Annotated in this window: 19 protein-coding genes; 11 read left to right on the forward strand and 8 right to left on the reverse strand. The window is 63.2% G+C overall.

Features of this window, described 5'->3' with window-relative positions:
- The first annotated feature begins 35 nt into the window (after positions 1 to 35).
- Together lon and D8W71_RS05035 are read left to right on the forward strand one after the other, a co-directional pair.
- The gene (lon, locus tag D8W71_RS05030) at positions 36 to 2,354 is read left to right on the forward strand and encodes an endopeptidase La (RefSeq protein WP_121111535.1); all 2,319 of its coding nucleotides are present in this window, start codon (positions 36 to 38) and stop codon (positions 2,352 to 2,354) included.
- Positions 2,355 to 2,388: 34 nt separating this feature from the next.
- Positions 2,389 to 4,278: an ABC transporter ATP-binding protein gene (locus tag D8W71_RS05035; RefSeq protein WP_121111537.1), complete on the forward strand. Its 1,890-nt coding sequence runs from the start codon at positions 2,389 to 2,391 to the stop codon at positions 4,276 to 4,278.
- 41 nt (positions 4,279 to 4,319) lie between these two features.
- Here the strand turns inward: D8W71_RS05035 and D8W71_RS05040 are convergent, their stop codons facing one another.
- The 3 genes from D8W71_RS05040 to D8W71_RS05050 form a co-directional block, all read right to left on the reverse strand.
- Entirely contained in the window at positions 4,320 to 5,309 is a 990-nt protein-coding gene (locus D8W71_RS05040) for an ABC transporter substrate-binding protein (protein WP_121111539.1), read from the reverse strand.
- Between the two features lie 90 nt (positions 5,310 to 5,399).
- Positions 5,400 to 6,614, reverse strand: a complete 1,215-nt coding sequence (locus D8W71_RS05045; protein ID WP_121111541.1) for a lipase family protein — start codon at positions 6,612 to 6,614, stop codon at positions 5,400 to 5,402.
- A 175-nt stretch (positions 6,615 to 6,789) separates the two neighbouring features.
- Positions 6,790 to 9,063, reverse strand: a complete 2,274-nt coding sequence (locus D8W71_RS05050) for an ATP-dependent DNA ligase (protein ID WP_121111543.1) — start codon at positions 9,061 to 9,063, stop codon at positions 6,790 to 6,792.
- Positions 9,064 to 9,112: 49 nt separating this feature from the next.
- Here D8W71_RS05050 and D8W71_RS05055 point away from each other — a divergent pair, with 49 nt between their 5' ends.
- The gene (locus tag D8W71_RS05055; RefSeq protein ID WP_201265255.1) at positions 9,113 to 9,541 is read left to right on the forward strand and encodes a type II toxin-antitoxin system Rv0910 family toxin; all 429 of its coding nucleotides are present in this window, start codon (positions 9,113 to 9,115) and stop codon (positions 9,539 to 9,541) included.
- A gap of 50 nt (positions 9,542 to 9,591) precedes the next feature.
- Here D8W71_RS05055 and D8W71_RS05060 read toward each other — a convergent pair whose 3' ends face one another.
- Entirely contained in the window at positions 9,592 to 10,020 is a 429-nt protein-coding gene (locus D8W71_RS05060; protein ID WP_121111547.1) for a hypothetical protein, read from the reverse strand.
- Positions 10,013 to 10,393, reverse strand: coding sequence for a hypothetical protein (locus D8W71_RS05065; RefSeq protein WP_121111549.1), 381 nt, complete (start codon positions 10,391 to 10,393; stop codon positions 10,013 to 10,015). The genes D8W71_RS05060 and D8W71_RS05065 overlap by 8 nt, the downstream gene beginning before the upstream one ends.
- Before the next feature lie 248 nt (positions 10,394 to 10,641).
- Between D8W71_RS05065 and D8W71_RS05070 the strand changes: the two genes are divergently transcribed.
- From D8W71_RS05070 to D8W71_RS05105, 8 genes are read left to right on the forward strand one after another with little or no spacing between them, the layout of a single operon-like run.
- Positions 10,642 to 11,166: an MSMEG_0572/Sll0783 family nitrogen starvation response protein gene (locus D8W71_RS05070; RefSeq protein ID WP_121118598.1), complete on the forward strand. Its 525-nt coding sequence runs from the start codon at positions 10,642 to 10,644 to the stop codon at positions 11,164 to 11,166.
- 9 nt (positions 11,167 to 11,175) lie between these two features.
- Entirely contained in the window at positions 11,176 to 12,231 is a 1,056-nt protein-coding gene (locus D8W71_RS05075) for an MSMEG_0568 family radical SAM protein (RefSeq protein WP_121111551.1), read from the forward strand.
- Positions 12,192 to 13,628, forward strand: coding sequence for an MSMEG_0567/sll0787 family protein (locus D8W71_RS05080; RefSeq protein WP_121111553.1), 1,437 nt, complete (start codon positions 12,192 to 12,194; stop codon positions 13,626 to 13,628). The genes D8W71_RS05075 and D8W71_RS05080 overlap by 40 nt, the downstream gene beginning before the upstream one ends.
- A complete protein-coding gene (locus D8W71_RS05085; RefSeq protein ID WP_121111555.1) occupies positions 13,625 to 14,530 on the forward strand; it encodes a carbon-nitrogen hydrolase family protein in 906 nt (301 codons plus the stop codon). The genes D8W71_RS05080 and D8W71_RS05085 overlap by 4 nt, the downstream gene beginning before the upstream one ends.
- Positions 14,523 to 14,813: an MSMEG_0570 family nitrogen starvation response protein gene (locus tag D8W71_RS05090; protein ID WP_121111557.1), complete on the forward strand. Its 291-nt coding sequence runs from the start codon at positions 14,523 to 14,525 to the stop codon at positions 14,811 to 14,813. The genes D8W71_RS05085 and D8W71_RS05090 overlap by 8 nt, the downstream gene beginning before the upstream one ends.
- Positions 14,810 to 16,063, forward strand: a complete 1,254-nt coding sequence (locus D8W71_RS05095) for an MSMEG_0569 family flavin-dependent oxidoreductase (RefSeq protein WP_121111559.1) — start codon at positions 14,810 to 14,812, stop codon at positions 16,061 to 16,063. The genes D8W71_RS05090 and D8W71_RS05095 overlap by 4 nt, the downstream gene beginning before the upstream one ends.
- Before the next feature lie 4 nt (positions 16,064 to 16,067).
- On the forward strand, positions 16,068 to 16,922 hold the full coding sequence (locus tag D8W71_RS05100; RefSeq protein WP_121111561.1) for a carbon-nitrogen hydrolase family protein: 855 nt from the start codon (positions 16,068 to 16,070) through the stop codon (positions 16,920 to 16,922).
- The gene (locus D8W71_RS05105) at positions 16,919 to 17,983 is read left to right on the forward strand and encodes an MSMEG_0565 family glycosyltransferase (protein ID WP_121111563.1); all 1,065 of its coding nucleotides are present in this window, start codon (positions 16,919 to 16,921) and stop codon (positions 17,981 to 17,983) included. Before D8W71_RS05100 ends, D8W71_RS05105 begins: the two co-directional genes overlap by 4 nt.
- On the opposite strand, the gene D8W71_RS05110 is transcribed toward D8W71_RS05105, so the two are convergent.
- The 3 genes from D8W71_RS05110 to D8W71_RS05120 are packed head-to-tail and all read right to left on the reverse strand — an operon-like array spanning position 17,980 to position 22,752.
- Entirely contained in the window at positions 17,980 to 18,993 is a 1,014-nt protein-coding gene (locus D8W71_RS05110) for an adenylate/guanylate cyclase domain-containing protein (protein ID WP_121111565.1), read from the reverse strand. The genes D8W71_RS05105 and D8W71_RS05110 overlap by 4 nt on opposite strands.
- Positions 18,986 to 20,428, reverse strand: coding sequence for an HAD-IB family hydrolase (locus D8W71_RS05115; RefSeq protein ID WP_121111567.1), 1,443 nt, complete (start codon positions 20,426 to 20,428; stop codon positions 18,986 to 18,988). The genes D8W71_RS05110 and D8W71_RS05115 overlap by 8 nt, the downstream gene beginning before the upstream one ends.
- Positions 20,428 to 22,752 (reverse strand): glycerol-3-phosphate 1-O-acyltransferase, encoded by a 2,325-nt coding sequence (locus tag D8W71_RS05120; protein ID WP_121118600.1) that lies wholly within the window; start codon positions 22,750 to 22,752, stop codon positions 20,428 to 20,430. Before D8W71_RS05120 ends, D8W71_RS05115 begins: the two co-directional genes overlap by 1 nt.
- Positions 22,753 to 22,863 lie beyond the last annotated feature (111 nt).

Genomic DNA, 22,863 nt, shown 5'->3' on the forward strand with positions numbered 1-22,863 from the left:
GAGTCGTCATAGCTCAACTCCCTGGAGGTCCAGTAATGTCCGATCCCATTCGTTTACCCGTCCTGTTCCTGACCGATCCCGTCGTGCTTCCGGGCATGGTTGTACCCGTTCAACTCGATGAGGCTGCCCGCGCCGCCGTCGACGCTGCCCAGGCATCCGACGACGGACGACTTCTGGTGGCGCCCCGTCTCGAGGACCGATACGCCTCCTACGGCGTCGTGGCATCCATCGTGCAGATGGGTCGACTCGCCACAGGAGAGCCCGCGGCCGTGCTGAAGGCCGAGACACGTGCGCACATCGGGCACGGGGTCAGCGGCCCAGGTGCAGCTCTGTGGGTCGAAGCCGAACCTGTCGACGACGCCGTGGCCACCGACGAAATATTCTCCGCAGCCAACGACTACAAACAACTGGTCGTCGCCATGCTGCAGCGGCGTGACGCCTGGCAGGTCATCGATTCGGTGAACAAGCTCACCGACCCCGGTGCCATTGCCGACACCGCCGGGTACGCGTCATATCTGACCGACGTCCAGAAGCGTCAGCTGCTCGAAACCCCCGATGTAGGTGAACGTCTCGAGCTTCTGATCGGGTGGACCAAATCCCACCTCGCGGAAGTCGAGGTGAACGACAAGATCTCCAGCGATGTTCGCGACGGCATGGAGAAAACCCAGAAGGAATTCCTGCTGCGTCAGCAACTTGCTGCCATCCGGAAGGAACTGGGCGAGGACGAACCCGACGGCGCCGACGACTACCGCGGACGCGTCGAGTCGGCCGATCTGCCGGACAATGTCCGCGAGGCCGCAATGCGCGAGGTCGGCAAGCTCGAACGCGCCAGCGACCAAAGTCCCGAATCCGGTTGGATACGAACCTGGCTCGACACCGTGCTCGAACTCCCGTGGAATACCAGCACGACGGATCAGACCGACATCGCCGCTGCGCGCGAGGTTCTGGACGCCGATCATCACGGTCTGGACGATGTCAAGGATCGCATCGTCGAGTTTCTGGCAGTCCGGGCACGCCGCGCAGAACGCGGCATGAACGTGGTGGGTGGACGTGGTTCGGGTGCTGTCATGGTGTTGGCTGGCCCTCCCGGGGTTGGCAAGACCTCCCTCGGCGAATCCGTCGCACGATCGTTGGGCCGCAAGTTCGTTCGCGTCGCACTCGGTGGCGTGCGCGACGAGGCCGAGATCCGTGGGCACCGTCGCACGTATGTCGGTGCGCTACCTGGACGCATCGTCCGTGCCATCGGTGAAGCCGGTTCGATGAATCCCGTCGTGCTGCTCGACGAGATCGACAAGGTCGGCTCCGACTATCGCGGTGACCCCAGCGCCGCTTTGCTCGAGGTTCTCGATCCCGCCCAGAATCACACGTTCCGCGATCACTATCTCGATCTCGACCTCGATCTTTCGAACGTGGTGTTCCTGGCCACTGCCAATGTGATCGAACAGATCCCGGGGCCATTGCTCGACCGTATGGAGCTCGTCACGATCGACGGGTACACCGAGGACGACAAGGTGGCGATCGCGCGCAACTACCTGCTTCCACGTCAGTTGGACAGGGCTGCAGTGACGTCCGAGGAAGTCGATGTCACCGACGATGCGCTTCGCAAGATCGCGGCCGACTACACCCGTGAACCCGGTGTGCGTCAATTCGAACGGCTCTTGGCCAAGGCGTTACGCAAGGCTGTGACCAAGCTGGCGACATCACCGGACGCGCTACGGATCGACGAACCTGCACTGGTCGACTTCCTCGGTCGCCCGCGGTTCACCCCGGACGCCCATGAGCGGACGGAAGTACCGGGCGTGGCAACGGGTCTGGCGGTTACCGGTCTGGGTGGTGACGTCCTGTTCATCGAGGCTGCATCCACCGACGGGAAGCCCGGATTGGCGTTGACGGGCCAGCTCGGGGACGTCATGAAGGAGTCCGCGCAGATTGCGCTGTCCTACGTGCGTTCACATGCAGCACAATTCGGCGTCGATCCGGAAGCTCTGGAGCGCAGCATCCACGTGCACGTTCCGGCGGGTGCAGTCCCCAAGGACGGACCGTCGGCGGGCGTGACGATGGTGACGGCCCTCGTGTCGATGGCCACGGGCCGGCCGGTGAGGTCCGATGTGGGCATGACGGGCGAGGTGACCTTGAACGGGCGCGTCCTGCCCATCGGCGGCGTCAAGCAGAAATTGCTTGCCGCGCAACGTGCGGGATTGAAGACGGTGTTCATCCCCGCACGGAACGAACCCGATCTCGACGACGTTCCTGCCGAGGTCCTGGACGCTCTCGACGTGCGTCCGATGACGGATGTCGCCGACATCATCGCCCTCGCATTGGAGGATGCGACGACGGAGGCGGCTGCCGCTTGACCTCCACCTACGTCGAGGTTCTAGCGTTGGGGTCATGAGTATGGAAGTCACGGCCTGGAATCAGATGTACCGAACGATGAACGCGTCGTCGCAAAAGACATCGTTCTCGGCCGTGACTGCCCGTCGGATACTGGAGTTCGCGAAGCCGCACCGTCGTAAATTATTTGGATTCCTCCTACTCAGCATCGTGCTCGCCGTCCTCGCGGTGGCGACGCCGGTGCTGGCGGGGCGCGTGGTCAACGCCATCGTCGACGGTGACCCCTTCGCCGTCGTGCTACGCCTGTCGCTGATGATCGCGGCCATCGCCGTCGTCGACGCGGCATTCGGATTGCTGAACCGGTGGCTGTCGTCGAACATCGGCGAAGGCCTGATCCTCGATCTTCGCACCGCCGTGTTCGATCACGTCCAGAGAATGCCCATCGCGTTCTTCACCAGAACGCGCACGGGCGCGCTCGTCAGCCGTCTCAACAACGATGTCATCGGCGCTCAGCGCGCATTCAGCGACACGTTGTCCGGCGTCGTGAGCAATCTCGTGACGCTGGTGCTGACGCTCGTGGTGATGATCGGAATTTCTTGGCAAGTAACGCTTCTCGCGCTGGTGCTGCTTCCGGTCTTCGTCCTCCCTGCCCGCCGGATGGGTCGTCGTCTCGCTCGTCTGCAGCGCGAGGCTGCCGCGCACAACTCGGCCATGAGCACGCAGATGACCGAACGGTTCTCTGCTCCTGGCGCGACCCTGGTCAAGCTGTTCGGGCAACCGGATGTCGAATCGGACGAGTTCGCACTCCGCGCATCAAGGGTGCGAGACATCGGTGTCCGAAGCGCCATGGTGCAGACGGTGTTCGTCACCGCCCTCACACTTGTGTCGGCTCTCGCGCTGGCCGTGGTCTACGGGCTCGGTGGTTTCTATGCGCTGCGCGGGCAACTCGATCCGGGTTCGGTCGTCACATTGTCGTTGTTGCTGGCCCGCCTGTACTCGCCGCTCACCCAGCTTGCCAGCGCACGGGTCGAGGTGATGAGCGCGCTGGTCAGCTTCGAGAGGGTATTCGAGGTGCTGGACCTCGTACCGCTCATCCAGGACAAGCCCGATGCCAAGGCGATTCCCGACGGGCCGGTATCGGTCGAGTTGGACGACGTCCGTTTCGCCTATCCGTCAGCGGACAAAGTCTCGCTCGCCTCACTCGAAGAGGTCGCGTCGCTGGACTCTCGAGGCGGAGAGGAGGTGCTCCATGGGCTGTCCTTCCGGGCGGAACCCGGTCAGATGGTGGCGCTCGTCGGAACGTCGGGGGCCGGAAAGTCGACCATCGCGCAACTGATCGCCCGTCTGTACGACGTCGACAGCGGCGCTGTCCGACTGGCAGGCACGAACGTGAAAGATGTGACTGCCGAGTCGATTCGTGGTGCTGTAGGGATGGTGACACAGGACGGACACCTGTTCCACGAGACCGTTCGCGCCAATATCGTGCTGCCCCGACCCGACGCGACCGACACCGAAGTGTGGGACGCCTTGCGACGGGCGCGTCTGGAAGATCTGGTGAAATCGTTGCCCGACGGTCTCGACACCGTCGTCGGCGAGCGTGGGTACCGACTCTCCGGCGGGGAGAGACAGCGACTGACGATCGCGAGGCTGCTCATCGCCAGGCCGCGGGTGGTCATTCTCGACGAGGCGACCGCGTCGCTCGATTCGACCTCGGAAGCCGCAGTGCAGGCGGCGTTGAGCGAGGCACTCGCGGGGAAGACCTCGGTGGTCATCGCGCATCGGCTGTCGACCATCCGCGCAGCGGACGTCATCCTCGTCGTCGAAGCCGGTGAAATCGTCGAGCGCGGAACACACGAAGAACTCCTCGCAGCGGGTGGCCGCTACGAGGAGCTCCATCGAACTCAGTTCAGTCAGGCGGCGGGAGCGGGAGCGCAGCCTGCGGAGTGACCTGGTCAGGGAGCGGGAGCGCAGCCTGCGGAGTGACCTGGTCAGGGAGCGGGAACCACCGTCGAGGGGTCGTTGTCCGCCGCTGCAGCGAGCATTGGCGTGAAACCGTCGATTGCGTAGTCGAGCGAGAGCGGGCTCGAGTATCCGAGGGCCGAGGGAAGGTCCTTGTCGAAGGAACCGATGTAGGCGGTCCGGTCCTCGGCGACGGCGGGCAGCTGGGCGAACAGTGGGTTGGCGTTCAGCTGGTCGCGGTCCTGACCTCCGACGACGATAACGTCCGGGCTGATCTGAGTGAGACCCTCGACGCTGACGATCTCGGTCTTCTCGGGGATCTCGAAACCGAGATCCTGGAAGAACAATGCTCGGAGATCGTCGGCTCCGAGGATCATGTAGCTCCCGTCTTCGAGGACGAACGTCAGAGCCAGTGATTTACCGGCAAACTGCGGGTTGTTGTCCTGCGCCGTCTGGAACTTCTGCTCCAATGTGGCGGTCTGGTCGGCGGCTTCCTGCTCCTTGCCGAGCGCCCTGCCGATCACGTCGAATTCCTGCTGCCACGTCGCGGCGGGAACGTTGCTGTATCCGCCGATGTCGGCAATCGTCGGGGCCATCTCCGACAGCTGGCCGTACTGGCCCTCGTCGATGTACGAGTACGGACCGAGAATGAGGTCCGGGCCCGCCTGCGCGATCTGCTCCAGATTGAGCTCGGTGGTGCCGACCTCGGGGATCTCGGTGCCGCCGAGGGCTTCCTGTGCCCAGGGGCGTTGACGGTAGTCGTAGCTGAGATTGCCGCGGGTCGCTACCGGCTTCACACCGAGCGCAAGAACGAAGTCCTGCTCGTTGAAACCGATGGTGACGACGTTGGACGGCTCGCTGTCGATGGTGGTGTCACCGAACGCGTGCGAGATCGTGACGGGGAAAGCCCCGGACGAGTCGGTTGTATCGGAGGACGACGCACTGTCGTCGGATGAGCACCCTGCCAACAGGGTGAGCGCTGCCGCGCCTGCGGCGAATCGAAGAACACTGGTACGCACTGACGAACTCCTCGCATTGACGATCGGTGCGAGGTAAGGCTAACCGGACCTTGAACTAATGAAACATTCAAGGTCCGGTTAAGAAGTCCTTCAGCAGTTGCTAGGAGCGGGAACGCCCTTGAAACGTGCGTCGATCCACTCGAGAGCCTGGGGAAGGCCGAGCACTGCGGCCGTGAGGTGATCGTTGCTGGGAACGAGAAGCTCCGTCACCGGCACCCCAGCCGCGCAGTAGCGGGCGACGGTGTTGCTGATGGCCGAGACCGGGATGAGCGCGTCCGTCGGGCTGTGCCACTCGAAGAACGGTGCCTTCGGAACTCCGGAGTAGAGCTCGACGCTGTTCTCGTTGACGGCTGCGACCATTTCGGGGCTGTTGATCAGATCGGTCGAGTTGGCCACCTGCAGTGCGCTCTTGCCTGCGCCGACAGCGATGATGTCGTTGGTGCACGCGTTCTGGAGCTCCGCCGCCATCTGCTGACCGAGAGGGTTGAGCTGCTCGCTGATCGGAATGCGCGTCGGGTATTCGCGTTCGAGACCGAGCGCAGCTGCGAAGGCCAGACCGAAGACCGGGTGCGGATTGAAACCGAGGTCGCGTGCCATGCGCTCCATGTTCATCGGAGCACCGCCCGACGCACTGCCTACGATGTTGAGTTCTGGTGCATATTCGTTCTGCAACGCAGCGGCCCACGCAGTCGCCATGCCGCCGCCGGAATATCCGGCCAACGCCACCGGGCTCTGCTGAACCTGAAGCGGGTCGAACCTCTGGGCCGCTCGAATGCTGTCGAGAACGATCTTGCCGCCGAGCTTCGCGGCGCCGTACGCACTGGTGGGCCCGAGGTGGTCGGCCATGTTGACCGTCCAGCCGCGCTGCAACGCCACCATGAGTGCGGGAGCCTCGCGAATGATCAGGTTCGGATCCTGCGTCCACAGGGCCTGCGACGGTGCGCACTCGAGGCCGAGCGCATTGATGATGTGTTGGTAGGAGAGGAGCGGTCCGCCCGGAACCTTGTTCCTGGGTGAGAAGACCGTCGTCACCGCAGCAATGGGGTCGCCGGCCGAGTTGGTCGATCGGAACCGGATCTGCCACACGTCGGTGTCGAAGAAGCCGGCGGGCGGCGGCATCGGGCGACTCGAGATGATGTCGCCTGGGTTCTTGGCCTCGAGATCCGGCACGGGTGCGTAGAACACGTCCGCTATGGGCGTCGGCTCCAATGGATTGGCAACCGCAGGCCCGGCTGCGATCACCGCCGAACAAGCTATGGCTACTGCCGTGAGCCCGGCAGCACCAACCAATTTGAGTGCGCGCATGACGTGAATTCCCTCCCGACAACTTCGTTCAACGAACGAAGCTCGCTGATTTTCGATACCCCACCGAAAGCAATATAGAAAAAACCGACCCGCTCGTTACATGACCAGAAATAGGTGAAGCGAAGGGTACGCAGGACCTGATATTAGGGCAACAGCGCGCGTAATCGCCAGTCGCCTAGGGATCACTCTCGAGCACGACATCGTTCGGTTGTTTGTCGTCACGAAGGCCCCGCCAGCTGGGGTGACGCAAGTGCATCGAGTCGGTCCATTCGAAGAATCGAACCTCGCCGACGAGGTCCGGTGTGACCCACACCGCATCTGCCCGATCGGCCGTGGGAAGCCGCTCGGCGAAGGGGGATTCGCTGCTTTCGAGTGGTCCGAGTACGGACGCCAGGGAGTCGAGCGCCCGGTCACTGAACCCGGTTCCCACCCGCCCGAGGTAGCGGAGACCGTCGGGGCCCGGGACGCCGACGAGTAGTGAGCCGAGTCCGCCGCCTCGACGTCCGCGGCCACGCCGCCACCCGCCGATGACCACCTCCTGGGTCTGCCAGTTCTTCGTCTTGATCCAGGTCCTGGCTCGTCGACCGGGTTGGTAGATCGAGTCGACGCGCTTGGCGACGATCCCCTCCCAGCCACGCTCGACGCTCGTCGCCAGTGCTTCTTCCGCGGTGCCGGTCAGGACGTCGGGTACGAGCACCGAGTCGAGGCCGGTGGTCAGGAGTTCGAGGAGGCGTCGTCGATCGGAGTATTTCTTCTTCACCAGCGATGTGCCGTTCAGGTGCAGCAGATCGAACGCGACGAAGCGCACATCCTTGCCTGAACTACTTTGCAGCAGTTCGAAACTCGTGGTCCCGTCCGAATCGAAGACCACGGCTTCGCCATCGAGAATGGCCTCGTGTTCGGAGAGATCCTCGGCGAGAGCGCTGAATGCGTGGAACCGGTCCGTCAGGTCCTTGCCCGTGCGCGACTCCAGTTTCATGTCCCCGTGCGAGAAACGCGCGATGACGCGGAACCCGTCCCACTTGCCCTCGAACGCCCAGTCACCGTCGGGCAGATCGTTCACGTCCCCCGCCGTCGCGAGCATCGGTGAAATGTTGGTGGGGAGCTCACTCGCGGTCTTCTGCGCCTTCTCTTTCATCAAGTGCATCAACCACTGATTGCCCTTGGTTCTGATGAGCGCGAAGCGCCCCTGAGCTTTGGCGCCGTTCAGTACGACTATCACCTCGTCGTCGCGCCACTTCTCCAGTTCGTAAGTGCCCGCGTCCCATATGGTCACCTCGCCGCCGCCGTATTCGCCCTTCGGAATGCTGCCTTCGAAGCTCGCGTACTCCAGCGGATGATCCTCGGTGTGGACGGCGAGGCGGTTCTGGTTGGGGTCATCGGGGATGTTCTTCGGGACCGCCCACGAGACGAGGACGCCGTCGTGTTCGAGTCGGAAGTCGTAGTGCAATCGCGTGGCGTGGTGTTCCTGGATGACGAACGTGTCGTCGTTCCCGCGAGGTTCTGCGCCGGCAGGGACAGGCTCCGGAGTTTTCGACGCGCTGCGCATGCTGCGGTACTTGCTGAGCTTGTCGGGTTCCGATCTCTCGAGCGGAGGGTCCAGATCCGCGAGCAGGTCGCCCTGATCTGCAAAACGCTCCAGGACCTCCTCGAAGCGCAGCTGCTTCAGGCCCGAGGCTTCGAGTTCCTCCCACGACCTCGGAGCAGCGACGGTCGGTTCGGGGCGACCGCGCATCGAGTACGGCGCAACCGTCGTCTTCTTACCGTTGTTCTGCGACCAGTCGACGAACACCCGACCCGTCCGCTTCGCTTTCGCCATCGTTGCGGTGATGCGGTCAGGGGACCGTTCCTCCAGAAGGGTGGCAACCCGCTTGGCGACGGTGGATGCACCCGTCGTCGTCAACGGCTTCTCGAGAGGGACGTACAGGTGGATTCCTTTGCTACCGCTGGTGACGGGGAATGAAGTGAAGCCGATCTCGGCGATCAGGTCGCGGATCTCGCACGCGACCTCGGCGCAGCGATCGAGGTCGACGTCGTCGCCAGGGTCGAGGTCGAACACCATCCGGGTTGCCGGTCCGGGGGTGTTCCCGTCGAATCGCCACTGTGGAACGTGTGCCTCGATGGCTGCCTGCTGACCGAGCCAGGCCAAATCGGCGACGGTCGAAAAGAGCGGATACGTCACCACCCGATCGGAATGCTGCATGTCCCGACGGTCGAGCCAGTCCGGCGCCGACGAGGCCAGGTTCTTCTCGAAGAACGACGACTCGTCGACGCCGTTGGGCCACCGCTTCCGCGTCACGGCCCGGCCGGCGACGTGGGGAAGCATTGCGGACGCAATCGCCGTGTAGTACTCGATGACCTGGCTCTTTGTCGTGCCAGCCTCGGGGAACAGAACCTTGTCGAGGTTGGTGACCGAAACCTTCCGGCCGCCGATGTCGAGCGTCGCCATGATCGTCACCATAGTTTGGTCAGCGCGCAGGTGGGACATGATGGTAGGTATGGCGACGATCAGTGTGACCGTGCAGATGCCCGAGAACCCGCAGGGTGCGTGGGACAAAGCGTCGGCGCTCGACCGCTTCGACGAATGGATGACCATTCACGGGGGCTGGTGCAGTCCGCCGCCGAAGGTGATTCAGAAGGGCACCGAAGTGGAATCCCTCGTGAAGGTGAAGGGGTTCAAGAACACCATTCAGTGGACCTTCACCGAGTACAAGGAACCCGAGCTGATCGAAATGTCCGGCCGAGGCAAGGGCGGAATCAAGATCTCGATGACGATCCACGTTCGCGACAGTCCCTCGGGCTCCGAACTGACCCTCGACGCCGACTTCGGCGGGGGTGTGCTGTTCGGCCCTGTCGGCAAAGTCGTCGCACGGGCCTTGGACACCGACGTCAAGAAGTCCGTCGCGAACCTCGCGGCCTTGAAGTAGGCGCCCCCAGTGGCGCGATTAAGTGCCCTGGATGGCGCACTATCGTGCCACTAGCGCGGAAGACCGGCCGTCCGGCGTAGCCACCACAACCCGGCGATGGGGAGTACGACCGGGATGAAGAGGTATCCCTGACCGAAGTGGGACCACACCGTCGCGTCGGGGAAGTCGTCGGGCTGGATGTAGCTCAGAGCTCCGATGGCGAGGACGCCGACGAGCTCGATGACGCAGGAGACCGTCACCACTCTGCGCGACGCCTCGGTTGCGCGCGCGAGCCCGACCGTCGCGACGATGTACACGACGGCAGCCACCGCCGACAGGATGTACGCGAACGGCGCAACGTCGAACCGAGTCGTCAACTGCACGATCGAACGCGACGTGGCCGCCACCGCGAACACCGCGTAGACCGCGATCAGGAAGCGACCGAAACCGGTGCGCGTTGCCTGTTGCAAGGTGTCGCGCGGTATCGAGGAATCAGGCATATCCGGCCCATATCTGGCTGAGGCGCAGCACCATGGCTGCGAGAGTGACTACGGCGACGAGGAGTACCGCGGTGCCGCCGCGGGAGCGATCGCCCAGCGACCACCACGTGCCGATTGGAAGTAGCAAGAGCAGGCCGATCAGATATGCACCGAACGTGAGCCGATGAATCTCTCGGTCGCTGGTGAACATGAGAACGAACCCGATGATCGCCTGCAGCAGCACGACGGCCTCGGTTGCCGAGATGGTCCAGAACAGAGCCCGATCCGACGTGTTCTTCAACAGCACCGGCTTGTTCGTCGCCAATTTGGCGAGAACCCACACGCCGACGACGAGTGACATCACGTACAGCAAGCCGGTGACGGCGCCGATCATCGATTCCTCTTACTGACATTGACGGTGGTGCGGACTCTTCCCAGGGTATCGGGGCCGCGATCGAGAATGCTGTGAGGCCTTCGAAACAGTCCGTTATTCCAGACGTGACCAATCGGAAATGGCTGGGGCTTGTACTTGTCACATGGCCGAAGAAGACGTCGGCTACGAATTCTTCTCTCCCGGTGGCCAACGCCCGTCCACCCTTGTTCGAGACCCCATTCGGTAACTTTTCATCACAGGAGCACTACGTGTCTGATATCGACAACGCCATCGCCGAGAACATCGCCAAGTCACTCGGCGAGATCCCGCACCCGTCACTTCCCAAGGGCAGCAACATCTACGGCTCCACCAAGATCTTTCCCGACTACAAGGCAGAGAACGGCGAAAGCTACTTCACCCTGGTGCACGGCATAGCCCACGAGTCCTCGGTGAGCTTTGTAGCAGTTTTGCAAGCCACGCGCGCGCTTCGTAAGGGTTTCGAGTCGGCGATGTACTTCTACGGCCCAGGCGCGATCAACTGCCTTGCAACACGGGGATTCCCGACGACCGGCGACTCCGGATTCCCGGGCGAGCAGAACATCAACGACTCGCTCGCGACGTTCATCGCGGAGGGCGGAACGGTGTTCTGCTGCCGATTCGGTCTTGCCCTCCACGGCGGCCGTGAAGAGGACCTGATCGAGGGTGTCATCCCCGCGCATCCGCTCGACGTGCAGGACGCGCTCATCCACTACGCACGCAAGGGCGCCATCATCAACTCGACCTACATGGTCTAGGAGTCGGCGATGTCTGTCAGCACGCGTGTCGACCTGGCGTTGCTCGGAGTGCGAGGAACGCCACCGGTCAACAGAACGGCCGGCGCCGGGCCCAGCGACGACGGGCATGTTCGTATCGACGGCCTCGGCGCCGCCATCCCCCGAAACCCGTTGAGCCCGTACGTTCTCGAAGAGGGAAGGATCTTGTTCGACGGATCCGACATCGGGCTCGACGTCCAAGCGATCGACAGACCGAAGTTCTACGACCTGAATACCGCCGACGGAATCGCCTACGAGAAGATCGCCAAACTCCACGGATCCAGTGTTCTGGCAACCACTGTCGTGCAGACGTGCATTCGGTACGACGCCGACCAACGCTGCCGCTTCTGCTCCATCGAGGCGTCACTCGAGGCGGGCGACACCATCGCAGTCAAGACTCCGGCGCAGTTGGCCGAGGTCGCCGAAGCCGCGGTCCGGCTCGACGGCATCACACAGATGGTCATGACGACCGGAACCTCCGCCGCGAAGGACCGAGGCGCACGCCACCTCGCGCGGTGCGTCAAGGCGATCAAGGCCGTGGTCCCGCAGCTGCCCATCCAGGTTCAGTGCGAGCCTCCGGGAGATCTGCAGACCATCACCGACCTGTACGACGCCGGGGCCGAGTCCATCGGCATACACGTGGAATCTCTCGACGACGATGTCCGACGCAGGTGGATGCCGGGCAAGGCGTCGGTATCCATGAACGAATACCGGGCCGCATGGAAAGAGGCGGTAAGGGTGTTCGGGCGTAACCAGGTCTCGACGTACATCCTGGTCGGGCTCGGGGAGGATCCGGACGAATTGGTCTCGGGCGCAGCCGAACTGATCGAGATGGGCGTCTATCCGTTCGTCGTTCCGTTCCGGCCACTGGGAGGAACGCTTGCGGTGGACGTCGATCACGCGGTGGCGCCGAACCGTGACGTGCTCGAGAACGTGACCCGCAGGGTCGCGAAGGAATTGCAAGCGGCGTCGATGCTCGGCGCCGATCAGAAGGCCGGTTGCGCTGCATGCGGTGCGTGCAGCGTGCTGCAGAACGCGGGTGGCTGATGTATGCGAGCGACCTCGCCGGCTTGTCCGGCACTGCCACAGCCACATCGGCTTTTCTGATTCAACCGTGCTCGGACGCAGAAGAACTGGCCGCGTACCGTCGGATGAGGAAAGACATCTTCGTCGAGGAACAAGGACTTTTCGCTGGGTCCGATCACGACGACGTCGACGACGATCCCCGTGCTGTGGTGCTCGTTGCCATGGCACCGGACGGAACCATGCTGGGCGGAGTTCGGTTGGCGCCCCGCACATCGGTAGATCTGGGCTGGTGGGCGGGGAGCCGGTTGGTCGTCTCGTCGAAGGCCCGAACGTCCGGGGTCGGACCCGCGTTGGTCCGAGCCGCGTGCGCTCATGCCGAAGGACACGGCGTACTGCGTTTCGACGCAACGGTTCAGAAGAGAAACGAAAGACTTTTCACGTCCCTCGGCTGGATCAGGCGCACGGACGTCGACATCCACGGCGCGCCCCACGTCGCGATGTACTGGCCCATCGATCGGATCGAAAGGCTGGTCGAGTCGACCAAAGCGATGCTTGCGAGTGTGTTGGCACCGCTGAAAGGGCAGCCTCTCGGGCTAGGCGCCAAAGGATTTCGCGGCGACGACGGAGTTCCCGTCCCGGGTAGCGACATCATCGCAGCGTGCGACGCGATCATTCCGTCGATGGTCGACCGAGATCCTGAATGGGCAGGGTGGTGCGCAGCACTGGTCAACCTCAACGACCTGTCCGCGATGGGCGCCCGAGCGGTTGGAATGCTCGACTCGGTCGGCGCTCCGACGCAGTCCAGGCTCACTCGCATCATCCGGGGGCTGGCCAACGCGTCGCAAGCATGGCAGGTGCCGGTGCTCGGCGGCCACACCCAGGTAGGAGTGCCGTCGTCGTTGTCGGTGACCGCGCTCGGGAGCACCGCCAGTCCGGTACGAGCCGGAGGTGCCTCTGCGGGTGACGTGTTGACCCTGACCGCCGACGTCGAAGGTGGTTGGCGTCGCGGATACCAGGGACAGCAATGGGATTCGTCGTCGAGGCGCAATTCGGACGAGTTGAGGTCGATGGCGTCGTTCGTCGCCCGCACCGCGCCGAAAGCCGCCAAGGACATCTCGATGGCCGGCCTCGCGGGCACCACCGGAATGCTCGCCGAGGCGTGCGGAACCGGAGCAGTTCTTACCGTCGCCTCCATTCCGAAGCCCGACGCTGCATCGATGGGTGAGTGGATAACGTGTTTTCCAGGGTTCGCCATGATCACCGCGGACCGTCCCGACGCCGAGCTGGCGCCATCGGGACCTGCAGTATCCGCAGTATGCGGACAGCTCACCGACATTCCGGGCGTCGCACTGCGGTGGCCCGACGGAATCACCACTTGCGCGGTCACGTCCAGCGTGACCGGATTGGGAGAAGCATGAATACCCCGACCAACACGGTCACCATCTCCGTTGCCGCAGCCGAATTCGGCCGCGACATGGAACAGGGATACAGGACCATCGCCGCACTGCTCGAAGAAGCGCGTAATCGCGGAAGCCAGCTGCTGGTGCTACCCGAGGCCTGCCTCGGCGGCTACCTGCCGAGTCTGGGCGGCGGAGACGAATCCGAGGAAGCGCGTCAGCGCAGGCTCGAAAGTCTGCCGCCTGCACTGGAGCTCGACGGACCGGAACTGAAGCGGGTCATCGACATGGCAGGTGACATGGTGATCACCCTCGGATTCTGCGAGAAGGACGGCGACACCCGCTACAACGCCGCGGTCACGCTACACGGCGGCGGGATCCTCGGTTCGTATCGCAAGGTACATCAGCCGCTCGGGGAGAACCTCTGCTACGACGCAGGGGATACGTTCTCGGCGTTCGACACTCCGGTCGGGCGAATGGGCATGCAAATCTGCTACGACAAGGGATTTCCGGAGGCAGCGAGGGAACTCGCGCTCGATGGCGCCGAGATCATCACCTCCATCTCGGCGTGGCCGACGGCCCGCACCGCGACGGTGGACGACATGGAGGACGACCGGTGGAAGCAACGCTTCGACATCTACGATCGCGCTCGTGCACTCGAGAACCAGGTTGTCTGGGTGGCCGCCAATCAAGCAGGGACCTTCGGATCGCTGCGCTTCGTGTGCAGCGCCAAGATCGTCGGACCCGGCGGTGAAATTCTCGCGGGCACGGGCGTCGAACCCGGATTGGCGACGGCCACGGTCGATGTCCAAGGGCTGATGGCAGCCGCGCGCGGCGGCGGCATGTACAACCTGCGGGACCGTCGTCCGTCGGTGTACAAGACCATCACCCGTGACAACGACCGGGAGCCGATCCATGCCTGAGATGAAATTTCTCGTGCAGTGGCCCGACGGACGTGAGCAGTCCTGCTACTCGCCCTCCCTGGTGATGCACGACTACCTGACGCCGGGCGCGGAATATCCGGTCGAGGAGTTCGTGAAGCTGACTTCGGAGGCGTTGACGGTAGCTAGCGATCGGGTGCTGGCGAAGTTCGGAATGCGGTGCACGTCCGCCGCGCAACAGATGGAAGAAATTCACGAGGTCGGTGCCGGTTACGCGACAGGCGCTGTCCGTGTCCTGAATATGTCGGGAGCCGAGTTGCTATGAGCGAGAGCCATTCTGTGATCGTCGTAGGCGGAGGTCAAGCAGGTCTGTCGATCAGCTGGCACCTGACTCAGCGCGGGATAGAACACGTCGTACTGGAGGCAGCCACCATCGCACACGAGTGGAAGGACTCCCGCTGGGACAACTTCACCCTCGTAACCCCGAACTGGCAATGCGCCCTGCCCGGATTCGCCTACGACGGCGACGATCCCGACGGCTTCATGAAGCGCGACGAGGTGTACGACTTCATCCGGCGGTATGCGGATAGCTTCGATGCGCCGGTTCGCGAGCATGTTTCGGTGACGAGCGTGCTTCAGGGACTGGACGGTTTCGATCTCGAGACAACCGCCGGACCGATGCACGCCGATCAGATCGTCGTCGCGGTCGGCGGCTACCACATTCCGACCATTCCACGATTCGCGGAGAAGCTGCCGAAGGAGATCCTGCAGGTCCACTCTTCGGACTACCGCGGTTCGCATCAGTTCCCGGACGGTGACGTGCTTGTGGTCGGAACCGGCCAGTCGGGAGCTCAGATCGCCGAGGATCTTCACATCGAGGGTCGACGGGTGCACCTCGTCGCGGGAACGGCGCCCCGCGTCGCCCGGTTCTATCGCGGCCGTGATTGTGTGGCCTGGCTGCACGACATGGGCGTCTACGATGTCTCCATCGAGGATCAGCCCGGTGGCGTCGGAAAACGCGAGAACACGAATCACTACGTGACAGGTCGCGACGGTGGTCGAGACATCGACCTGCGCGCATTCGCCGCCGAGGGAATGCAGCTCTACGGACGCTTGCTGGGCGTAGAGGACGGGGTTCTGCAGTTCGCGCCGACACTCGAAATATCCCTCGACGCTGCGGATGCCGTCGCCGAGTCCATCAAGGACAACATCGACGCCTACATCGAGCGCGAGGGTATAGACGCGCCCACAGAGGAGCGCTACGTTCCCGTCTGGCGCCCCGAGGAGGAGACGACCGAACTGGACCTGGGGAGCTCGGACATCACGGCGGTTGTCTGGTCCGTCGGTTTTCGTACCGACTACCGATGGCTGAGGGTGGGCGCGTTCGACGGTGAAGGACACCCGACGCACAACCGCGGCGTTACGGCGGTATCCGGCCTCTACTTCCTCGGCCTGCCGTGGCAGCACACCTGGGGTTCGGGCCGCTTCGCATCCGTTGCGCGCGACGCCGAGTTCTTGGCCGAGCAGATCGGGCTGGAGATCAGTGCCGCTCAGCCGGAGAAAGTAGTGGTATAACTTCATGGCACCCATCCGGATTGGCGCTCTGGCAGCACATTTCGGTCGCGACATCGACCGTGCGGTATCGAAGATCGTCACGATCATCGACAGCGCCGCACGCGACGGCATCGACCTCCTCGTGCTGCCCGACGCCTCCCTGGGTGGATACATCGACAGTCTGCGCAACCCGGACGTGTCGGAACTTCCGCCGACGCTCGATATCGACGGCCCCGAAATCGCAGCGATCATTGCAGCGGCACGCGACATGACGGTGTGCGTCGGATACACCGAACTCTCGGATGGCTTGCGCTACAACGCCGCTGTGTGCATCACTGGTGACGGCGTGCTCGGCAGTCATCGCAAAGTGCACCAACCGCTGGGAGAGTCATTGGCCTACGCAGCGGGAAACAGATTCGACGCTTTCGACACTCCGGTCGGTCGAATGGGCATGCTGATCGACTACGACAAGACTTTCCCCGAGTCTGCGCGCACCCTCGCCTTGGACGGTGCACGCATCATCTCGGCATTGTCGGCGTGGCCCGCCAGCGTCACCGATCGAGCGTCGAGTCTGTCGAACGACCGCCAGTCTCGACTCTTCGATCTCTACGACGCCGCTCGCGCCGCAGAGAATCAAGTGGTTCTGGTGTCCTCCAACCAAACCGGGATCATGGGCTCGCTCCGATTCCTCGGTCAGGCCAAGATCGTCGGGCCCGGTGGAGACATCCTTGCCAAGACCAGGGACAAGGGCGGACTTGCCGTTCACGACATCGACGTCGACGCCGAGGTGAACCGTGCCCGGCGCGTTTTGCACCACCTCGAGGAGCGACGGGTGGACAGCTATCCGAACTTGTTGGACGAGAAAGGGTCTCAGGGTTGAGAATAGGCCTGCTGACGTATTCGTCCAAGCCGAGGGGCGGAGTGGTGCATACCCTGCATCTTGCCGAAGCGCTTGCCCGCGCGGGGGCGGACGTCACGGTCTGGTCCCTGGGCAGGGGCGGTGACAGCGCGTTCTTCCGCGCTGTCGACCCGTCGGTGACGGTCGCCATGGTCCCGTTCGAGGCGCGCGACGACGAAAGCGTCGGAGATCGCATTCTGCGGTCGATAGCCACTCTCGGTGAGGCGTTTTCGCCCGACGACTACGACATAGTGCATGCGCAGGACTGTATTTCGGCAAATGCGGTCGGTAGGTGCATCAGGACGATTCACCACCTCGACACTTTCACGACGCCTGCGCTCGCAGCCTGCCACGAGCGCGCCGTCGTCGAACCCTATGCGCGGATCTGTGTATCGGCGGCGGTGGCCGAAGAGGTGCGTCTGGGGTGGGGTGTGGAGCCGACGGTTATCCCGAACGGCGTCGAGTCGGCACGATTCGAAGCGGCAGCGGCGTCGGCGAACACCGAGTGGCAGAGGAAGTTCGGCAGCTACGTACTCGCGGTGGGAGGTATCGAACCGCGGAAAGGTTCGCTGGACCTTCTGGAGGCGTTCGCGTTGCTGAATCGGCCGGAGCTACGGCTCGTGTTCGCAGGGGGTGAAACGTTGTTCGACTACCGGGACTATCGTCGTCGATTCGATTCTCGCGCAGAGGAACTCGGCATCGATCCGGTCGTCCTCGGGACCGTCGACAACGACGAACTTCCATTCCTCGTAGCCCAGGCCTCGGTGCTTCCGTTCTTCTCGACGAAGGAAGGATTCGGACTCGCAGCAATGGAAGCGCTTGCGGCCGGTACGCCCGTGGTTGCGCGAGACCTGCCGGTGCTGCGCGAGGTGTTCGGGAATGCTGTGACCTACGCATCCGAGCCGGAGGGAATGGCCCATGAGCTCGCTCAGGCAATCGACGTCGTCCACGACGGCGAAGACGGGCGTGCGTTGGCTCGCAGCCTCACCTGGGACGAAGCCGCTCGAAGCCACCTCGACTTCTACCGGTCGGTCGGGTGCTAGTGATTGTCCCGCTTGTTGCGGCGCAAAGCATGCGGCTTGAGCTTGTGAAATCCGCGGACCCGCAGTGAACGAAGTGATTTGAGGTAGAACTCGGAATCCTCCGCCAATGCCTCGGTCAGCGTCGTATCCACGAGTATGGACCCTGGATGCGCCGAACTGGTCAGGCGGGCAGCCATGTTCACCACCGAGCCGTACAGGTCGCCGTAGCGGGCAAGTACCGGTCCCCACGCGATTCCGACGCGCAGTTCGGGCATGTCTTCTTTCGCCGCGAATGCGTCCTGCAGGTCGAGCGCTATATGGGCCGCGTCCTCAGGTGTCTGAGCGCTGAACATCACCTCGTCGCCGACGTTCTTGATGACCGAGCCGCGTCCACGCGCGATGATGTTGGTGGCGATCGACTCGAACTCCTCGAGCAACTCGGTGAGTTCTTCGATGGCGAGCCGCCGGGTGAGGCTGGTGTAGCCGACCATATCGGCGAATCCGACGGCCAGCGTGCGGCTCGTCGCCTCGTCGTTCGGATCGGCGATCGACCGTCCGGCTGTCGCCGCCAGGTGGCGCCGCCACGTGTAGGACTGCAACGCTTCGAGGGTCGGTACCGTCTGTGCAGCAACCTCTCTGGCGTCCTTGCGGATGGCGTCGAGATCGGCAGGCCCGGCACTTTCGATGCGGTCGTGAATGTGAGAGTTCACGACGCCGACCTGCCATTCGGTCAGTCGCGACATCGTTTGCCCCAAAGTCCGGGCAATGGCGACTTCCATCTCGGGCCGGATGACGCCCTGTTCCGTCAGACCCGTGATCATGCGCAGTGCATCGAGATCGGCGTCGGTGTAGACGATTGCGTCGGGATCGGTGTGCACCGGAAAGCCCATCGCGATCCACAACTGCGTCACACGCTGCGGCTCGATCCCCGACTTCTCGACGATGTCCCCGCGCGTGTACTTCGGTGTGCCCCCCAGCAGGTTCTTCTCGATCTCCGACTGCACAACCGAACTGATCTGATTTTCAGGCATATCCCAGCGTTCTGTCGTAGAAGGATCGGACGTCGTCGATGTAGCTGTCGATCTTCTCGGGAACCCAATCCTTGGTGGAGATGGGCTCTCCGACGGTGACCTTGACGGTACCGGAGTGTGCGGTGAAGTCTTTCTTCCACATCACGTCGCCTGCATTGTGGATGACGATCGGCACGATCGGCACTTCCGCCTGCATAGCGAGGTGGAACGCTCCCTTCTTGAACCGTCCGAGGCGCGGGGTCGGCATACGAGTGCCCTCGGGTGCAATGGCCACCGAGATTCCGGAATGTAGTTTCTCGATGGCCGGTTTCATGGCTTCGCGTGCTTGTGCAGGATCGCCTCGATCGATGTACGCAACGTCGAAGATGCGACCGAGCAATGCGAACCTCGGATCGCGTTCCAACTCCCGCTTGGCGACCGCGGTGATGTCACGTCGAAGAATGGAGGTGACGATGATGGAATCGGCCGTGCTCTGATGGTTGAACAGGAAGACTGCGGGTCTGGCGGACCACGCGTTCTCGGTCCCGGTGACGTCCAACTTGATGCCGGCGATCGTCAACGCGATGTCGGGTGCGATGGTCGAGGTTATGTTCGCACCAGTTCGGCGGCTACCCGTCAGCAGGCCGAGTCCGAGACCGAAGCCCGCGCTGGCGAGGACTGAACCCAAGGCTGCGGTGCTTCGAATTGCGGACGTGATATCCGTGCCGCGTTTGGGGTTCTCCAGGGCCAGCGTCGGCCAATCCACCTTGGCTGCATACCGTTTCAGATCCTCGTCGGGGTTCAAGGCGACCGGGTGTCCGACCTCGTCGAGGAACGGGACGTCCTCGCCCCCGTTGGAGTAGCCGAAGCATCGGCCGAGGTCGAGACCCTGCTGTTCGGCGTAATCGGCAACGGCCTGTGCTTTACGCGGCCCCCACAGTGAATTTCCGACGAGCTCTCCGGTCAGCACTCCATCGACGACGACCGGTGTGGTGCACAGCAGTTCGTCGAACTGCAGGTCTTCCTTGACCGGAATTGCTTGGTATGGCGTCGCCGACGTCGCGATCACGAGTCGATGGCCCGCGTGGCGATGAGCCTCGACGAGCATACGGGCCTGTGGATAGATCATCGGCGCGATCTCGTTGCGGAACAGGGTGTAGGCCTGCTCCATCAGATCTTCTTCGCGTCGACCTTCCAGGCCTTTGACGGCCTTGCCCATCAGATTGTCGACAGGGGAGTTGCGCATGCGCATCTCCACCACGGCGCTCGAAATCTCCCACAATTCGTTGACCGTGACATCGAGGGTCTTGAGGCGTTCCAAAAATACGGCCTTCGCCGAGAAACCGCTGATCAGTGTGCCGTCGAGATCGAAGAACGCGGCCGTATCCGGTCCCTGCGGTGCGTCGGCGATGACGCCGAGTTGGTGGGCGAGATCGATACTCGGGCCATTGCTCATCAGGCGTCACCCTCCCGTGGTTCGTTGCTCGGCACTCCGGCGGGCACGGTCAGTGGATCTACCTCGGCGAGCATGCGGTGTGCCATGTCGCGGACGACGCGAGCCTTCCGCGCCCATTCGTTGATCTCTCGGGCGAAGTCGCGCCGGCGTTGAGCGAGATTGTCACCCGATGGATCGACCAACCCGCGGTTGTCGGCCAATTGCAGTGCTGTGTCGAACAATTCGCCCGAGATCGCCTCGCTGTGGTCCAGTTGCTGGCGAAGACGCCGCGCCTGGGCTGCGCCGAGGCACTGGGCGACGAACGTCGGCTTGTCGAACTCGGTGCCGGTGGGCTGCAGCATCAGCTGATCGGCGACCACCTGGTACGCCTCGAGTATCGGCTGGAGTACACGGTGAGCCAGGTGCAGATCCTGTGACTCCAGTTTCTTGGCTGCGTACGCGGGATCGTCGAGGTTCTTACGCCAGTCCGGATCGATGAGGGCGACTTCGGCTTCGAGGCGATCCCCGAAATCCTTCTTGTCTCCGAAGAAGAACTCGAACTTGAGCAGATCGCGTAACTCCAGTGCGGACTTCCATATCGATTCGGGCGTGGAGGCACCGGTTTGGCCTTGATCGGGCAGGACGACCAACTCGCCGATCGCGCGCATCACGAAGTAGTGAATCGCGTTGTTGCGGAAGAACGCTGCGACTAGGTGCTTGTCCTGAGCGAGGTAGAAGACCGGTTCGGGACCCTCGTCGAAGCGTTTGACCACTCCGGCGTTGACCTGCGCAATCACTGCCGAGCGCACCACGTCTACTTCACTGATGTCGACGCCGCCTGCCGTAGGCAACCCGCGCTTCTTGATGTAGTCCGCCAACGGCGAGATGATCGCCCACATCTCGTGGACGTTGAGCGCGCGGTCTTCGATGCCGAGCAGGGCCATCGTGACGAGAGCGGCCGGGGTCACCGGCGTCGAGTCGTTGATCGCATGCGAGACGGTGATGGCGATCTTCTGAACGGCGACGCGCTTGTCCTCGTTCTCGGCAAGAATCGATCTGACCGAAATCGGTTCGCCGAACGTCAGGTACACGTTGCCGCGTAGCTTTCCCTGTGCACGGATGTAGCCGATGGCCATCCTGATGCCCTCGGCTTGCTTCTGCGCACCGTGGGATTCGGCGGCCATCGCGCCCACCTCGTGCAGGCGGTCGTACGTGATGGACGTCGGCACCAGGTACACGTCCTCTGCGTCGCTGCTCTCCAACGCGTCGACCAGATACGTCAGCAGACCGAAACGTGGCGGTCGAAGTTTTCCGGTGCGACTGCGTCCACCCTCGATGTACCACTCGAGGTTGAATCGCTTGCTCAGCAGGAAGCTCATGTACTGCCGCAATGTCCACTTGTAGATCTCGTCGGAGAACTTGCGCTGGATCAGCACGACCCCACTGCGCTTGGCGATGGGCCCGAGCGGCCAGAATCCGACGTTGATTCCGCCCATGACGTGATTGAGGGGGAGTCCTTCGGTCAGCAGTGCGGGCCGCAGGACGAGTGGGTCGAGGTACGAACGATGGTTCGGAAGAAACACGAGAGGGTGCTTCTTGTTCAGCTCGCGAACCTTCTGCAACTGGGTTCGGTCCACATCTACCTGGTACGCACGGGAGAAGTACGCGCCCAGAGTGCCCCACATCTCGACCGCGCGACGCGTCTCGGTGGCGACCATCTCGTTCAGAATCGTGTGGACGCGTCGCTCGACCTCCGGCAGGTCCTCGCCCACCTGGGTGGCCAGTTCGGCCATACCGTCGTGGAACTTCTTCTGCTCGGTCATGTCCTCGACCACGAATCGAGGGATCTTGTATTCGGAACCGATCACGTCTCGCTCTGCTCGGTCCAGCGCCAAGCTGGCCTGCCTGCGGATGAACAACGACAACGATGTGCCGCCGGCCTTCTCGAAACGGGCGGCCAGATCGCGAAGGGTGGCGGGCTCGCCGACCAGGACGGCAGAGTGATCGGGATCGTCACCCTGAACCCATCGCTGCCATGCCTTGGTCGGCATCGAGTTCCCTCTCGGTGCGAACACCCGGCGAAGGAAGCCTCCGCGCTTCTTCTCCGTCAGTGTCACCCGGAGCGGAATGAGCAGTGGGTCCTTGGCAATTGCGCGCACCAGGTCGGCCACCTGGTGCGCCGATTCGCCGTACAACACGACCGACGGTGGCCGTTGCGCACCATCGGGGGTGGTCGAGTCGATCCACTGATTCAGTGCCTGGACCTCGAGGGTCGACGCCGCATCGAGTAGGTACACCTGCGGCCCGTCGGATGTCGTTTGCTCGTTCGCTTCGACGTGGTACATCGAGTCCCTCCCGTTCGCGTACCGCATGCAGGTACTCGGCCAGGCTACGGGTGGGACGCGGCCCGTATATGGGTTTCAAGTCTGCGTTTCTCACAGTGCGTCGGCGCGCGA

The organism is Rhodococcus sp. P1Y (genome assembly GCF_003641205.1).
Taxonomy (GTDB): Bacteria; Actinomycetota; Actinomycetes; order Mycobacteriales; family Mycobacteriaceae; genus Rhodococcoides.